This window comes from Streptomyces sp. NPDC050528, assembly GCF_044457795.1.
Taxonomy (GTDB): Bacteria; Actinomycetota; Actinomycetes; order Streptomycetales; family Streptomycetaceae; genus Streptomyces.
On sequence record NZ_JBITHH010000001.1, the window covers coordinates 1,377,103 to 1,392,709 of the forward strand.

A 15,607-nucleotide genomic window follows, 5' to 3' on the forward strand; every position below is an offset into this window, starting at 1 on the left:
ACGATACGTGCCGGAGGCAACCCACAAAGAGGGGTTGACGGATCTGGCGCGCCAAACCCGGACCCACCCGCCTCACGACTTCGGTTCGAACGTGTTCGTCAGGGTCGTCCAGGTGTCCTTACGCAGCTCGCTGCCCCAATTAGCGGCTTTCGCGGTGTACATGAGCGCATATCCGAGATGACTGTTGACGACGAACCCGCGGTCGATGGTGCGGTACTTCGTCCCGCCGTCCTCATAGGTGAACTCCCAGTCGGCCGTGTTCCACGACCGGTAGTCCACCTTCTCTATGCGGATCCGCGTGTACCCGGAGCGCGTCATGTACTGCTCCTGGTTCTGCCAGTCCGCCACCGGATTGTTCTTCGGCGTACTGGTCCAGGCGATCAGCAGCTTCTGCCCGTCGGGGCCGACCAACCGGACTCCGGCGGAGTCCGTCGACTGGTACGACCATCCGGCGGGCAGGCCTATCGAGAAACCCTGGCTGCCCTTGTACGTCTTGACGACCGCGGCACCGTCCGAGGAACCGTTCGTCTCGTCACCGCTTCCGCCGCTCCCCCCGGACGCGCTCGTACCCGAACCAGCCGTGCTCCCCGCGGCCGGTGCCGTCGCCGTGGAGTCGTCCTGCCCACCGCCCGTGCTCCCGGTGTCGCCGGTGTCCTTCTTCGTGTCGGTGCCCGCACTCGCGCTCGCGCTGACGCTGCTGTCCGCCTTGGCACCGCTGTTGTTCTTCGACCCCTTCGAGCCGCTGTCGTCGTCGCCACCGAGCGTGAACGCCAGCACGACACCGATCAGCGCGAGCACGACGACGACCGCGATGATCACCAGTGTCCGCTTCGGCACCACATCGGTGAGCGGCGCCCTCGGCACCGGCCGCGGCGGCAGATCCGGCGGCGTCATCACGGGCCACCCGGAACTCCGGCCCCCCGCACCCGAGTTGGCGGCCGTACCGGAGCCGGCCGAACCAGAGCTGGTCGACCGCGCACCCACCTCGTGAGTCGCGCCCCCCAGATCCCGAGTACCGGAGTCACCGAGACCCGGCTCCCGCAGCCCGGACGCCTGCACACCCGGGTCACGCGTACCCGCCGAGTCACGCGAACCCGAGCCCGACGCACCACCCTTAGCCGCCGAACCGCCAGTCCCAGAACCGCCAGTCCCCGAACCGGCCTTGGCACCGGCACCGGCACCGGCACCGGCACCGGCACCGGCCACAGTCCCCGCACCGGTCGACGCCCCGGAGCCCGCCGCCGAACCGGAAGCATCTCCCGCCCGAGCCGAAGGCACCCCGGACGTCCGGGACTTGGCACCGACAGACCCTGAACTCCCGCTGCCGGCCGCGCCCTTGGCACCACCGGAGCCGACAGCCCCAGCAGCACCGGACCCACTCTTACCCGCAGCACCAGCAACACCGGCGCCACCAGCCGAACCGGTCCCGGCAGCCCCCGCACCCGAGCCACCCGGCTTACCAGCAACGGGAGTTGAAGCCGCCCCAGAACCGGAACCCGCAGCGGGACTCGTACCGGTACCCACAGCAGTACCCGAACCCGCAGCCGCCGAAGACGTGGCCGCCCCGGCCCCCGCCGACCCGCCCGCGGCCTTCCGCATGGACCGCAACGCCCCACGCAACCGCTCGGCCCCCGCCGAAGGACCCGAACTCCCGCTCCCGCCACCGCTCTTCTTGCCGCCGGACTCCGCGGGCCCCGGCTGCGCGGGCAACGGCACGACCCGGGTCGCGTCCACCGGCGGCTCGGGCTCGGCCGGCTTCGGCTCCGGCGCGTGGATCACCGCGTTGAGCATCGCCCGGGCACCCGCGTCGTCGAGGCGCTGCGCCGGGTCCTTGTTCAGCAGGCCGTAGATGACGTCCTTCAACGGCCCGGCGTTCTTCGGCTCCTCCAACGGCTCGGTCATCACCGCGGTGAGCGTGGCGATCGCGGAACCCTTGTCGTACGGCGGTGCGCCCTCGACCGCCGCGTACAGCAGCCCGCCGAGCGACCACAGGTCGGCCGCCGGACCGGGCTTGTGCCCGCGGGCCCGCTCCGGGGAGATGTAGGAGGGCGCGCCGACGAGCATGCCGGTGGAGGTGATCGACGGGTCGCCCTCGACCTGCGCGATACCGAAGTCGGTGAGCACGACCCGGCCGTCCTCGGCGATCAGCACGTTCGACGGCTTCACGTCGCGGTGCAGGATGCCCTCGCGGTGCGCGGACCGCAGGACGTCGAGTATCGCGAGCCCGACCTCCGCGGCACGCCGCGGCTCCAGCAGGCCGTCCTCCCGGATGGCCTCGGCGAGCGACTTGCCCTCGACCAACTCCATGACGATCCACGGCCGGTCGTCCTCGTCGACGACGTCGTAGACCGTCACCGCGCTGGTGTTGCGAATCCGCGCGATGGCCTTCGCCTCGCGCAACGTCCGTGTGATCAGCCGCCGCTTCTCGTCCTCGTCGATGCTGGACGGGAACCTCAGTTCCTTGACGGCGACCGTCCGGCCCAGGGTTTCGTCCTCGGCACGCCACACCGTGCCCATGCCTCCGCGGCCGAGCACTTCTCCCAACCGGTACCGCCCGGCGAGAAGACGCTCGTTCTTGTCCCGACGAGTGTCCTGACGGGATGTCCCCGCCCGCTCCGCCTCCGACATGCGTCCCCTCATGCAACCCGCCCTGACAGAGCCTCCATTGTCCCCCACCGAACAAGTGCCCAACGCCCAGGGGGCCTCTCCCCGCGCACCGACGGCACATCCCCTCGCATATCCGCCGCAGGTCACACAGCCAAGCCGGGCAGGATGACCGGCAAGAACGGAGGATCGCGATGCCCACACCTCGGACACTGCTGGCCCTTCCGCTGTCCCTGGCCCTCCTCGGCCTGTCCCCGGCCGCCTCCCAGGCCCACCCGGCACCGGACACGAAAGCCCTGGTCAGACTGCTGGTTACCCGAGGCAGAACCCCCACCGCCGCCCTACTGGCCCACGACAGCACGGGCGTTGACACCACACCGACCGGGACGGACCACCCGCGGACCGCGCCGGACGACGCCTCCGCCACGACGGACTACGCGCTCGGCACGACCCAGTACGCCCAGGCCGGAACAGGCATCAGCCGCGCCGACCACTTCCGCGCCGGCAGCATCACGAAGACCTTCATCGCGACCGTGGTCCTCCAACTCGCCGCCGAACACCGGCTGTCCCTGTCCGACACAGTGGAGCAGCACCTCCCGGGTCTGGTACACGGAGCGGGCAACGACGGGCGCGCGCTGACCCTCCGTTCCCTGCTCACCCACACCAGCGGCCTGTACGACTTCACCGCGGTCACCGGGGGCACGGTCCCCGTCACCCCAACTCAGGCCGTTCGTATAGCAGTCACCCACCCTCCGGCCGATCGAGGCCGCTTCTCGTACTCGAACACCAACTACGTGCTGCTCGGCCTGGTGATCCGACAGGTCACCGGCAACTCGTACGCCACCGAGGCCGAGCGCCGCATCCTTGCTCCGCTGCGTCTGACGGGCACCTCCTTCCCGGGCTCCCGCACCACTCTTCCCTCGCCGCACGGCCGGGCCTACGCCGCCGACGGCTCCGACGTCACCGATCTCGACCCCCGGGTGGCCGGCGCCGCGGGCGAGCTGGTGACCACGCTCGCCGACCTGGACCGCTTCTACTCGGCCCTGCTCGGCGGGCAGTTGCTGCCCCCGCGCTGGCTGCGCGAGATGCTCGACACCCGCACCGCACACGGCTCGTACGGCATGGGTCTGTTCCCGGTGAAGCTGCCGTGCGGCACCACGGTGTGGGGGCACAACGGCCGGATCTCGGGCAGCTACGTGCGCACCGCAGCCACCGTCGACGGCCGTCATGTCCTCACCTTCCGGGTGAACACGAGCGGGATAGCGGACCCCGGCCTCGAACCGGCCCTGCTCGCCGCCGAGTTCTGCCCCCGCACCTCGTAGAACGGCCGGGTTCCGGACAAAGATCCCAACTCATGACACTCGTTCGAGTGAAGCGGACGGTGAGTGCGGCGGGCTTCGGGCGTCGGGCTGCGGGCGAAGCTGGCCCCGGGCGGGACCGACCGCACCCGGCGTCGCCACAGCGGCGCCGCATCGCACGACAGGACTACAGCGGCGCCGCACCCCGCGACGGGACTACAACGGCGCGATGTCCGGCGCCCCCAACCGCGCCGCGTCCGCCGTCAGGTCGTCCGGCTGGCGCTGCGACTCCCGCTCGGCCTCCACCCGCTTCTCGTAGTGCTCGACCTCGCGCTCGATCTGGTCCTTGTCCCAGCCGAGCACCGGTGCCATCAACTCGGCGGCCTCACGGGCGCTGCGCGTGCCCCGGTCGAAGGTCTCGATCGAGATGCGGGTGCGGCGGGTGAGGACGTCGTCGAGGTGCCGGGCGCCCTCGTGCGAGGCGGCGTAGACGACCTCGGCGCGCAGATAGTCGTCGGCGCCCTGGAGGGGTTCGCCGAGGGTGGGGTCCTTCTCGATGAGGTCGAGGACCTCCTCCGCCATCGAACCGAAACGGTTCAGCAGGTGCTCCACGCGCACCACATGGATGCCGGTCTTGGAGGCGATCCGTGCCCGCGCGTTCCACAGCGCCCGGTACCCCTCCGCCCCGAGCAGCGGCACGTCCTCGGTGACGCACTCGGCGACCCGCATGTCGAGCCCGTGCACCGCCTCGTCCACGGCGTCCTTGGCCATCACGCGGTACGTCGTGTACTTGCCGCCCGCCACGACGACCAGCCCCGGCACCGGATGCGCGACGGTGTGCTCGCGCGACAGCTTGCTGGTGGCGTCGGACTCACCGGCCAGCAGCGGCCGCAGCCCCGCGTACACACCCTGGACGTCGTCTCTGGTCAGCGGCACCGCGAGCACCGAGTTCACATGCTCAAGGAGGTAGTCGATGTCGGCGCTGGACGCGGCCGGGTGGGCCTTGTCGAGGTCCCAGTCGGTGTCGGTGGTCCCGATGATCCAGTGCCGGCCCCACGGGATGACGAACAGCACGGACTTCTCGGTGCGCAGGATGAGCCCGCTGGAGGAGTTGATGCGGTCCTTGGGGACGACGAGGTGGATGCCCTTGGAGGCCCGGACGTGGAACTGGCCGCGCTCGCCGACCATCGCCTGGGTGTCGTCGGTCCACACGCCCGTGGCGTTCACGATCTGCTTGGCGCGGATCTCGTACTCGCCGCCCGCCTCGACGTCCTGCACCCGGGCGCCGACCACACGCTCGCCCTCGCGCAGGAAACCGGTCACCCGCGCGCGGTTGGCGACTTTCGCGCCGTAGGACGAGGCTGTGCGCACCAGGGTGGCCACATAGCGGGCGTCGTCCATCTGCGCGTCGTAGTACTGCAGGGCGCCGACCAGCGCGTCCTTCTTCAACGCGGGGGCCACGCGCAGCGCGTGACGGCGGCTCAGGTGACGGTGGGTCGGCAGGCCCCGCCCGTGCGCGCGGGCCATGGACATCGCGTCGTAGAGCGCGACGCCCGAGCCGGCGTAGAGGCGCTCCCAGCCCTTGTGCTGGAGCGGGTACAGGAACGCCACCGGCTTCACCAGGTGCGGGGCGAGGCGCTCCAGGAGCAGTCCGCGTTCCTTGAGGGCCTCGCGGACGAGGGCGAAGTCGAGCATCTCCAGATAGCGCAGACCTCCGTGGATGAGCTTGCTCGACCTGCTCGATGTGCCGGACGCCCAGTCGCGCGCCTCGACCAGTCCCGTGGACAGGCCGCGTGTCACGGCGTCCAGGGCGGTGCCCGCGCCGACCACACCCGCGCCCACGACGAGCACGTCCAGTTCCCGCTCGGCCATTCCCGCCAGTGCCTCGGCTCGCTGCGCCGGACCCAGTGTCGCTGTCCTCACCGCTGCCTCCCGCTATCGGTAGCGCCGGCCGCACCCGTTCGGCGAAGCCCGGTTCGTATCCCTCCTGCCCAAATTCTGACCGGGTTGCCCGACTTCAGCCACCACTCGCCCCCGGCCTGTGGACAACAATCACAGGACTGCCGAAAAACACAGCCGTCCAATCCCGCATAACGGTCATATTTACTCCTAGTCTGACATTGCGCTCGCTCGTTCTGTCCACAGGGCTTGCGCACCTGTCCCGCTTCGGTTATCTGTCCCGCTTTCGGTTATTGGGAAGGACGGCCCACGCCATGCCCGCAGATCTCGCCGTCATCGGACTCGGTCCTCTCGGCCTGCCCCTGGCCCAGGCCGCTGTCGCCGCCGGTATCGCCACGGCCGGCTTCAAGACCGGCCCCGAGGCCGGTTCCCTCAGCCCCGCCGAACTGCGCCGGATGCTCTCGGGGGGCTTCCGGCCGGCCACCAACCCCGCCGAGCTCGGCCGTGTACGCACCGCCGTGATCTGCGCGCCGACCCCCCGGGACGCCGACGGCGGCCTCGACCTCAGCCAGGTGGAGACGGCCGCCCGCGCCCTCGCCGCGCACCTGCGCCCGCACACCACGGTGATCCTGGAGTCACCGGTGCACCCCGGCACCACCGAGAACTTCCTGCGCCCCCTCCTCGAAGAGGGATCGGGTCTCCGCGCGGGCCGCGACTTCCACCTCGCGTACTCCCCCAGCCGCATCGACCCCGGCAACCGCGACTTCACCCCGGCCAACACCCCCAAGGTGATCGGCGGCCTCACCCCGGCCTGCACCGAGTCGGCCGCCGCCTTCTACGGCCGCCTCACCGACAAGGTGGTACGCGCGCGTGGCCTGCGCGAAGCGGAAACCGTGCAGCTACTGGAGACCAATTTCCGGCACGTCAACATCGCCCTCGTCAACGAAATGGCCGTCCTGTGCCACGACTTGGGCGTCGACCTCTGGGACGTCATCCGCTGCGCCGAGACCAAGCCGTTCGGCTACCAGGCATTCCGCCCCGGCCCCGGCGTCGGCGGCCACACCGTCCCCCAGGACCTCACCGGCCACGGCCCCCGCCCCCTCCGCATGGTCGAACTCGCCCAACAGGTCAACAACCAGATGCCCCGCTACGTCATCCAGCGCGCCGCCACGCTCCTCAACGAACACGGCAAGTCCGCGCGCGGAGCACGGGTGTTGCTGCTCGGCGTCACCTACAAGGCCGACCTCGCCGACCAACAGGGCACCCCCGCCCAGGAGATCGCGATCCGCCTCATGGAACTCGGCGCCTCCGTCAGCTACCACGACCCGCACATCCCGTCCTGGAGCGTCCTGGACCGCCCGGTCCCCCGCGCGGACTCCCTCTACGAGGCGGCGGCCGACGCCGACCTGACGATCCTGCTCCAGCAGCACCGGACGTACGACCTCCAAGGCCTGTCCGTGAAGGCGCAGTTGCTGCTGGACACGCGCGGGGCGACACCGACGGGCGCGGCACACCGGCTCTGAGCACGAAGACACACCGACTCTGAGCACGAAAACGACTGGTCACAGGGTTACGTCGACCTGCTAATCTCCCCACACTCGTCGCACAGTTGTCGCATATCCGCGCGCACGCGACTCCGTTTCGCTTTTCCTGTCTTCGCATCCCGTGGGGGGATCTCTGTCATGAGCCAGTCAGCCACGCCACCACAGCAGCCACAGCCGCAGCCCGACGCGCAGGCCCAGCAGCAGGCGCCCGCGCAGCCGCAGCCGGTCGACGGCAACCCGTACGCCCAGCAGCCCGGCGCCGTACCGCCGCCCCTGGCCCCGAACGCGCCGTACGCCCCGCCCGCTCCCCCGAAGAACAACATCGCGCTCGGCCTGGTGACCGCTGTCGCCGCCGCGCTGGTCGCCGCCGGGATCTACGGCTTCGTCATCGGCACCACCAAGCACGAGATCGGCTGGGCGGCGATCGGCGTCGGCTTCGTCATCGGCCTCGCGGCGGGCAAGCTGGGCGGTCGCAACCCCGTGCTCCCCGTGGTCAGCGCCGTGCTGGCCCTGGGCGCGGTCTATCTCGGCCAGCTGGTCGGCGAGGCGATGCTCATCGCGGACGAGTACGGCGTGACCTTCAGCAAGGTGTTCTTCGACCACTTCGGCGTGGTCCAGGACGCCTGGAAGGCCGACTCCGACCCGCTCACCTTCGTCTTCTTCGCCATCGCCGCGTTCGCCGCGTTCTCCGGCACCAAGAAGGCGGCGCTCTGACCCCGGCGCGCGGGTTGTGCAGGGGGGCGCTTGGGGCGGGGTGTGCGTCGGGGGCTGGTGGCGTGCGACTCGCGGCGCCGGTACCGTAAGAAACAGGTGGAACCGGCCGTAGCGGGCTACTGCGGTTGGCTCTTGAAAAGTGAACGGAGTGTCCACCCCTAGTTGGTATGGGGGTGGCCGCTGACTTTCCACCAACAAGGTGGAGCCCACCGCAGTAGGCCCTGCGGTGAGCTCCTGAAAAGTGAACGGAGTGTCCACCCCTACTTGTGTTGGGGGTGGCCGCTCACTTTCCGCCGTACATCCACAAGATCCACCTCCTCCGTTGCTTCACCATCCGAAGACGGATCCGGTCCCAGCGGGTGGGCTTGCGGTGGCGACCCATGGGCGCCCCCTTCCACGAGGCCGCCCATTGGCCCGGTAGGCGGTTCGTCTGGAATTCGGGCCGGGCCCCGAGAGCCCGGGTCCGGAACGATTTCCGTGGAAGGGAGCACCCCACACAACTGGGGCGCCGATCACGGACGTTACCGCCCCGACACGCCCCACCAGCGAACTTTCGCCCCGAACGCAACCGTGCGCCCCCCAACATCAACACGCGCCCCACGCCCCCCACTTGGGCACACGAAAGGGCCCGGACCACCCAGGCCCGGGCCCCTGAAAGCGTCGTACGGCTACCGCGTCGTAGAACCGCCTACCGCCTACCGCTTGTGCTGCGAGTCGGCCACCGTGACCTCGACCCGCTGGAACTCCTTCAGCTCGCTGTACCCGGTCGTCGCCATCGCGCGTCGCAGCGCCCCGAAGATGTTCATGGAGCCGTCGGGGATGTGGGACGGGCCGGTGAGGATCTCCTCGATCGTGCCGACCGTGCCGAGATCGACCTTCTTGCCGCGCGGGAGTTCCTCGTTGACCGCTTCCATGCCCCAGTGGTGGCCCTTGCCCGGCGCGTCCGTGGCGCGGGCGAGCGGGGAGCCCATCATGACCGCGTCCGCGCCGCAGGCGATCGCCTTGGGGAGGTCGCCGGACCAGCCGACACCGCCGTCGGCGATGACGTGCACGTACCGACCGCCGGACTCGTCCATGTAGTCGCGGCGGGCGGCGGCCACGTCGGCGACCGCTGTCGCCATCGGGACCTGGATACCGAGGACGTTGCGCGTGGTGTGCGCCGCGCCGCCGCCGAAGCCGACGAGGACGCCCGCCGCGCCGGTGCGCATCAGGTGCAGGGCCGCCGTGTACGTGGCGCAGCCGCCGACGATCACCGGGACGTCCAACTCGTAGATGAACTGCTTCAGGTTCAGCGGCTCGTGCGAGCCCGAGACGTGCTCCGCCGAGACCGTCGTACCGCGGATGACGAAGATGTCCACGCCCGCGTCGACGACGGCCTTGGAGAACTGGGCCGTGCGCTGCGGGGAGAGCGCGGCGGCGGTGACCACGCCCGAGTCGCGCACCTCCTTGATGCGCTGCCCGATCAGCTCCTCCTTGATGGGAGCCGCGTAGATCTCCTGGAGGCGGCGGGTCGCGGCGTCCACGTCCAGCTCGGTGATCTCGTCGAGCAGCGGCTGCGGGTCCTCGTACCGCGTCCAGAGGCCTTCGAGGTTCAGCACGCCGAGGCCGCCGAGCTCGCCGATGCGGATCGCGGTGGCCGGGGAGACGACCGAGTCCATGGGGGCGGCCAGGAAGGGCAGCTCGAAGCGGTAGGCGTCGATCTGCCAGGCGATCGAGACCTCCTTCGGGTCCCGCGTACGGCGGCTGGGGACGACGGCGATGTCGTCGAAGGCGTACGCCCGGCGGCCGCGCTTGCCGCGCCCGATCTCGATCTCAGTCACGTCTGTGGCCTTTCCTCTGCGTTTCAGCGTCTTCCAGTATCGCCGACGGGTACGACAAGGGCGGCCCCGGTGTCCCCGGAGCCGCCCTTGAGGAAGCCTGCCGACTACTTGCTGCGGCTGTAGTTCGGTGCCTCGACCGTCATCTGGATGTCGTGCGGGTGGCTCTCCTTGAGGCCCGCGGACGTGATCCGGACGAAGCGGCCCTTGGTCTCCATCTCGCCGATGGTGGCCGCGCCCACGTAGCCCATGGTCTGGCGCAGCCCGCCGACGAGCTGGTGAAGGACGTTGGCCAGCGGGCCGCGGTAGGGCACCTGGCCCTCGATGCCCTCGGGCACGAGCTTGTCGTCGGAGGCGACCTCGGCCTGGAAGTAGCGGTCCTTGGAGTACGACCGGCCCTGGCCGCGGGACTGCATCGCGCCGAGCGAGCCCATGCCGCGGTACGACTTGAACTGCTTGCCATTGATGAACTGCAGCTCGCCCGGGGACTCCTCGCAGCCCGCGAGGAGGCTGCCCAGCATCACCGTGTCGGCGCCGGCGGCGAGCGCCTTGCCGATGTCGCCGGAGTACTGCAGGCCGCCGTCGCCGATGAGCGGGACGCCGGCCGCGCGGGCGGCGAGGGACGCTTCGTAGATCGCGGTGACCTGCGGGACGCCGATGCCGGCGACGACACGGGTCGTACAGATCGAGCCGGGACCGACGCCGACCTTGATGCCGTCGACACCGGCGTCGACCAGGGCCTGGGCGCCGTCGCGGGTGGCTACGTTGCCGCCGATGACGTCGACGCCGACGCTCGACTTGATCTTCGCCATCCAGTTCAGGGCGTTGCTGTTGTGGCCGTGCGAGGTGTCGACGACCAGGAAGTCCACGCCGGCCTCGGCGAGGGCCTGGGCGCGCTCCAGGGCCTCGGGGCTGGCGCCGACGGCGGCACCGACGATGAGGCGGCCCTCGGCGTCCTTGGCGGCGTTCGGGTACTGCTCGGCCTTGACGAAGTCCTTGACCGTGATGAGGCCCTTGAGGATGCCGGCCTCGTCGACGAGGGGCAGCTTCTCGATCTTGTGGCGGCGCAGCAACTGCATGGCGTCGGCGCCGGAGATGCCGACCTTGCCGGTGACCAGGGGCATGGGGGTCATGACTTCGCGCACCTGACGGGAGCGGTCGGTCTCGAAGGCCATGTCGCGGTTGGTGACGATGCCGAGCAGCTTGCCGTTGCCGTCGGTCACCGGGACGCCGCTGATGCGGAACTTGGCGCACAGGGCGTCGGCCTCGCCGAGCGTGGCGTCCGGGTGGACGGTGATCGGGTCGGTGACCATGCCGGACTCGGAGCGCTTCACTAGGTCGACCTGGTTGACCTGGTCCTCGACGGACAAGTTGCGGTGCAGGACGCCGACACCGCCCTGGCGGGCCATCGCGATCGCCATCCGGGACTCGGTCACCTTGTCCATCGCCGCGGACAGCAGCGGGATGTTGACGCGGACGTTGCGCGAGATGCGGGACGAGGTGTCGACCGCGTTCGGGAGCACGTCGGACGCGCCCGGCAGCAGCAGCACGTCGTCGTAGGTCAGCCCTAGTGTCGCGAATTTGGCGGGCACTCCGTCGACGTTGGCAGTCATGACACCTTCCCCAAATGGCCTTGATCGGTGCGGATGTCCATGCTAACGGGAAGCGCGGTCACCAAATTCCACGATTCCACGGCTACGGCCCGCTCCAGGCTTCGTATGTTCGTACGTACGCCGTCGCCCGACTGTTCACGAAAGGCCCCGCGGGCGAAGGCGCCGCTGCGGAAGGCTCTACTGCTCGGCCAGTGCCCGCAGTCGGCTCAGTGCCCGGTGCTGGGCGACCCGGACCGCGCCGGGTGACATTCCCAACATCTGCCCGGTCTCCTCGGCCGTCAGCCCCACGGCGATGCGCAGCAGGAGGAGTTCGCGCTGGTTCTCCGGGAGGTTGGCCATGAGTTTCTTGGCCCATTCGGCGTCACTGCTGAGCAGGGCGCGCTCCTCGGGACCGAGGGAGTCGTCCGGCCGCTCGGGCATCTCGTCGGACGGCACCGCCGTCGAGCCCGGGTGACGCATCGCGGCGCGCTGGAGGTCGGCGACCTTGTGGGCGGCGATGGCGAAGACGAAGGCCTCGAAGGGGCGGCCGGTGTCCTTGTAGCGCGGCAGTGCGAGGAGGACGGCGACGCAGACCTCCTGGGCGAGGTCCTCCACGAAGTGCCGTGCGTCGCCCGGGAGTCGGGACAGCCGGGTGCGGCAGTAGCGCAGGGCCAGGGGGTGGACGTGGGCGAGCAGATCGTGGGTCGCCTGCTCGTCTCCGTCGACCGCGCGAAGGACGAGTCCACCAATCGCCCCTGGGGCACCGGCCGCCTCGTCGTCACGCATCGGTCCATGGTGCCTTGTGGCCGAAGGGTCCGTGGCACCGCGTCCGTTGTTGTGCACCGAAGCGTTATGAGCAGGTGCGCCGGAACTCATCTCCTGCGCCCTCCCCTCCCGCTCGACCGACTCGTCCCCGAGGAACTCCACATCTCAAGGATGCGGCATCCGCGGCGAAACGAGCAGCGGGCACCCGGCGGGCCCCTTTGCCGCCCCCGCCCACCATGAGGTAGGCGGGGATTGTCGTACCCCCGCTGCAACGCACTGACCTTGTCCTAACGGACCAGGCCCCACCGGAAACCGAGCGCCACGGCGTGTGCACGGTCCGAGGCGCCGAGTTTCTTGAAGAGGCGCCGTGCGTGTGTCTTGACGGTGTCCTCGGAGAGGAACAGCTCACGGCCGATCTCCGCGTTCGAGCGGCCGTGGCTCATTCCTTCGAGGACCTGGATCTCGCGCGCGGTGAGCGTCGGCGCGGCGCCCATCTCGGCGGACCGCAGCCGGCGCGGGGCCAGTCGCCAGGTCGGGTCGGCGAGGGCCTGGGTGACCGTGGCCCGCAGTTCGGCGCGCGAGGCGTCCTTGTGCAGATAGCCGCGGGCGCCGGCCGCGACCGCGAGGGCCACGCCGTCCAGGTCTTCGGCGACGGTGAGCATGATGATGCGTGCGCCCGGGTCGGCGGACAGCAGCCGCCGCACGGTCTCGACACCGCCGAGTCCGGGCATGCGTACGTCCATCAGGATGAGGTCCGAGCGGTCGGCACCCCAGCGGCGGAGGACTTCCTCGCCGTTGGCCGCCGTCGTCACGCGCTCGACACCGGGCACGGTCGCGACCGCGCGGCGGAGCGCCTCTCGGGCAAGCGGGGAGTCGTCACAGACGAGGACGGATGTCATGGCCGCCCTCCGCAACTGATGCGCGTCACCTTGAGCCTCCAGGCTGGTACGAAATCGTCACCTGTGCGGTCGACCGTCTCGGACGCCTGCCCGAGCACTTGTGTTTTCAACCGCCTCGCACTCTCAACGACGGTCACTCGAAAGAGTTACGGGGCCGTGTGCCATCTTCGGCACTCTACGTGAGGGTGCGGACACGGTGGAGACGTGCGCGGCCGACCCACAAGCTTTCATCACAACCGGTGCCCCATTCAGCCCTATTTCTTCCCTTTTGCTGGTGTCTGAGGCTAGATTCGCAATGAGTCATATTTTCATCTCCTTAGATCGTAGTTGTACGGTCGTGGACACCGTATCCGCCCATAACGGCTACAAGGGGTCACGCAATGGCAGATTTCTCCCGCCTTCCCGGACCGAACGCGGACCTGTGGGACTGGCAGCTCCTGGCTGCCTGCCGAGGGGTCGACAGCTCGCTCTTCTTTCATCCCGAGGGCGAGCGCGGTGCGGCACGAAGCGCTCGTGAGAACTCGGCCAAAGAGGTCTGCATGAGGTGCCCGGTCCGCGCACAGTGCGCGGCGCACGCGCTGGCGGTGCGCGAGCCGTACGGCGTCTGGGGCGGCCTGACCGAGGACGAGCGCGAAGAGCTCATGGGGCGTGCCCGCAACCGGCTGGTATCGGCTTCGGCCGCCGGGGACATGGCTTCGAACAACTGAAGGAACGTTTCTCCAACCTGTCCTACGACACGTCTCCGACAGGGGTACGCGTACGCGTACCCCCTATTTTTCGCGGGCCTATTTGCCGCGCGCCGCCCGCTCCAACTGATCGAGCGTCGCCGCCACGGCCGGTACCTGCGCCAGGTCGGGCAGGGTGAGCGCGACGATCTCCCGCCGCACCGCCGGTTCCAGCGTCACCGTCCGCGCACCCCGGGGTCGCACGGACTCGATGGCGAGCTGGGGCAGGACGGCGACGCCCAGCCCCGCGCTCACCAGGCCGACGACCGCCGGATAGTCGTCGGTCGCGAAGTCGATGCGCGGGGTGAAGCCCGCGGCCTCGCACACCGCGACCAACTGGCCCCGGCAGCGCGGGCAGCCGGCGATCCAGGCGTCGTCGGCCAGTTCGCCGATGGCGACCGACGGCACGCGCGCGTGCCGGTGTTTTTCCGGGACCAGGGCGACCAGGCGGTCGCGGAGCAGGGGCCGTACCACCAGGTCGGACCAGTCCTCCGCGCCCGCCGCCGTCTCGTAGCGGAAGGCGAGGGCGATGTCGCAGTCGCCCTCCCGGAGGAGCTCAACGGAGTTCGGCGGCTCGGCCTCCTCCAGGGAGACGCGGGTGCCGGGGTGCGCGGCGCGCAGGGCGGCCAGTGCGGTGGGGACGAGCGTCGAGCTGCCGCTGGGGAAGGAGACCAGGCGCACCCGGCCCGCGCGCAGGCCCGCGATCGCGGCGACCTCCTCCTCGGCCGCCGTCAGCCCGGCGAGGATGCCGGCGCCGTGCCGGACCAGCGCCTCGCCCGCCTGGGTCAGCCGCATCTCGCGGCCGGTGCGGATCAGCAGCGGGGTGCCGACCGAGGTCTCCAGGGCCTTCATCTGCTGACTGACGGCGGGCTGGGTGCAGCCCAGTTCGCGCCCGGCCGCCGAGAAGGAGCCGGTGGCGGCGACGGCGCGCAGCACACGGAGATGTCGGGCCTCGATCACGCGCCGAGGATAAGTGTTTCTTGGGGGCGTTGGCCAACAATGCGGCGCACCTTTGGGATGGTCTCGTCTACCGTGCCGTCATGAAGCTTCTCTCGCTGAATCTGGGCCGGGCCACGGCCGTGCCGTACACGGACCAGCCCGACGGCGTGACCGGCATCGACAAGCGGCCGACCGACGCGCCGGTGCGGGTCAGCGCGCCCGGCCCCAAGGGCGTCGCCGGGAGCGGGCTGGCCGGGGACGCGGTGTGTCACCGGCGGCACCACGGGGGCGACGACCAGGCGGTGTACGCGGTCGCGCGCGAGGATCTCGACGACTGGGAGCGGGAGTTGGGGCGCCCGCTGGCCAGCGGTTCCTTCGGGGAGAACCTGACGACACTCGGGCTCGACGTGTCCGGCGCGCGGATCGGCGAGCGCTGGCGGATCGGTTCCGAGGTGGTCCTGGAGGTCACCTGCGGGCGGATCCCGTGCCGTACGTTCCAGGACCATCTGGGCGAGCGCGGGTGGGTGAAACGGTTCACCGTGAAGGGTGCTCCGGGGGCCTATCTGCGGGTGATCGAACCCGGTGAGATCCGGGCGGGCGACGCGATCGAGATCGTGCACCGGCCCGACCACGACGTGACGGTGGCCCTGCAGTTCCGGGCGGTGACGACCGAGCGGGAGCTGCTGCCGCGGCTGCTTCCGGCGGGCGAGGCGCTGCATCCGGAGTCGCTCGCGCAGGCCCGGAAGTATGTCGCGGAGTACCCGGTCTGACCTGCCGTCACGGCGTGTTCGACACATTGTTCGACACGCGT

12 protein-coding genes are annotated in these 15,607 nt (G+C 70.2%); 5 read left to right on the plus strand and 7 right to left on the minus strand.

The window, feature by feature from the left end:
* Positions 1 to 72: 72 nt before the first annotated feature.
* Positions 73 to 2,628: a serine/threonine-protein kinase gene (locus tag ACIBK4_RS06355; protein ID WP_398992614.1), complete on the minus strand. Its 2,556-nt coding sequence runs from the start codon at positions 2,626 to 2,628 to the stop codon at positions 73 to 75.
* Between the two features lie 170 nt (positions 2,629 to 2,798).
* Here ACIBK4_RS06355 and ACIBK4_RS06360 point away from each other — a divergent pair, with 170 nt between their 5' ends.
* Complete coding sequence (locus ACIBK4_RS06360) at positions 2,799 to 3,926, plus strand: serine hydrolase domain-containing protein (RefSeq protein ID WP_398992616.1); 1,128 nt, start codon at positions 2,799 to 2,801, stop codon at positions 3,924 to 3,926.
* A 192-nt stretch (positions 3,927 to 4,118) separates the two neighbouring features.
* Here ACIBK4_RS06360 and ACIBK4_RS06365 read toward each other — a convergent pair whose 3' ends face one another.
* The gene (locus ACIBK4_RS06365) at positions 4,119 to 5,825 is read right to left on the minus strand and encodes a glycerol-3-phosphate dehydrogenase/oxidase (RefSeq protein ID WP_398992618.1); all 1,707 of its coding nucleotides are present in this window, start codon (positions 5,823 to 5,825) and stop codon (positions 4,119 to 4,121) included.
* A gap of 290 nt (positions 5,826 to 6,115) precedes the next feature.
* Here ACIBK4_RS06365 and ACIBK4_RS06370 point away from each other — a divergent pair, with 290 nt between their 5' ends.
* Together ACIBK4_RS06370 and ACIBK4_RS06375 are read left to right on the plus strand one after the other, a co-directional pair.
* Positions 6,116 to 7,324: a nucleotide sugar dehydrogenase gene (locus ACIBK4_RS06370; protein WP_398992620.1), complete on the plus strand. Its 1,209-nt coding sequence runs from the start codon at positions 6,116 to 6,118 to the stop codon at positions 7,322 to 7,324.
* Positions 7,325 to 7,483: 159 nt separating this feature from the next.
* The gene (locus tag ACIBK4_RS06375; RefSeq protein WP_398992622.1) at positions 7,484 to 8,059 is read left to right on the plus strand and encodes a hypothetical protein; all 576 of its coding nucleotides are present in this window, start codon (positions 7,484 to 7,486) and stop codon (positions 8,057 to 8,059) included.
* 695 nt (positions 8,060 to 8,754) lie between these two features.
* On the opposite strand, the gene ACIBK4_RS06380 is transcribed toward ACIBK4_RS06375, so the two are convergent.
* The 4 genes from ACIBK4_RS06380 to ACIBK4_RS06395 all read right to left on the minus strand — a co-directional run bounded on the left by ACIBK4_RS06380 (position 8,755) and on the right by ACIBK4_RS06395 (position 13,132).
* On the minus strand, positions 8,755 to 9,879 hold the full coding sequence (locus tag ACIBK4_RS06380) for a GuaB3 family IMP dehydrogenase-related protein (protein ID WP_033280066.1): 1,125 nt from the start codon (positions 9,877 to 9,879) through the stop codon (positions 8,755 to 8,757).
* Positions 9,880 to 9,983: 104 nt separating this feature from the next.
* Positions 9,984 to 11,489, minus strand: a complete 1,506-nt coding sequence (gene guaB / locus ACIBK4_RS06385) for an IMP dehydrogenase (protein ID WP_398992624.1) — start codon at positions 11,487 to 11,489, stop codon at positions 9,984 to 9,986.
* A 177-nt stretch (positions 11,490 to 11,666) separates the two neighbouring features.
* Positions 11,667 to 12,254, minus strand: coding sequence for a sigma-70 family RNA polymerase sigma factor (locus tag ACIBK4_RS06390; RefSeq protein WP_366431100.1), 588 nt, complete (start codon positions 12,252 to 12,254; stop codon positions 11,667 to 11,669).
* A 266-nt stretch (positions 12,255 to 12,520) separates the two neighbouring features.
* The gene (locus ACIBK4_RS06395; RefSeq protein ID WP_003948568.1) at positions 12,521 to 13,132 is read right to left on the minus strand and encodes a response regulator transcription factor; all 612 of its coding nucleotides are present in this window, start codon (positions 13,130 to 13,132) and stop codon (positions 12,521 to 12,523) included.
* Between the two features lie 380 nt (positions 13,133 to 13,512).
* On the opposite strand from ACIBK4_RS06395, the gene ACIBK4_RS06400 reads away from it, so the two are divergent.
* Positions 13,513 to 13,839 (plus strand): WhiB family transcriptional regulator, encoded by a 327-nt coding sequence (locus ACIBK4_RS06400; protein ID WP_019055584.1) that lies wholly within the window; start codon positions 13,513 to 13,515, stop codon positions 13,837 to 13,839.
* A gap of 78 nt (positions 13,840 to 13,917) precedes the next feature.
* Here ACIBK4_RS06400 and ACIBK4_RS06405 read toward each other — a convergent pair whose 3' ends face one another.
* Entirely contained in the window at positions 13,918 to 14,817 is a 900-nt protein-coding gene (locus ACIBK4_RS06405) for a LysR family transcriptional regulator (protein ID WP_398992627.1), read from the minus strand.
* Positions 14,818 to 14,897: 80 nt separating this feature from the next.
* Between ACIBK4_RS06405 and ACIBK4_RS06410 the strand changes: the two genes are divergently transcribed.
* Positions 14,898 to 15,566 (plus strand): MOSC domain-containing protein, encoded by a 669-nt coding sequence (locus ACIBK4_RS06410; protein ID WP_398992629.1) that lies wholly within the window; start codon positions 14,898 to 14,900, stop codon positions 15,564 to 15,566.
* Positions 15,567 to 15,607: the final 41 nt, after the last annotated feature.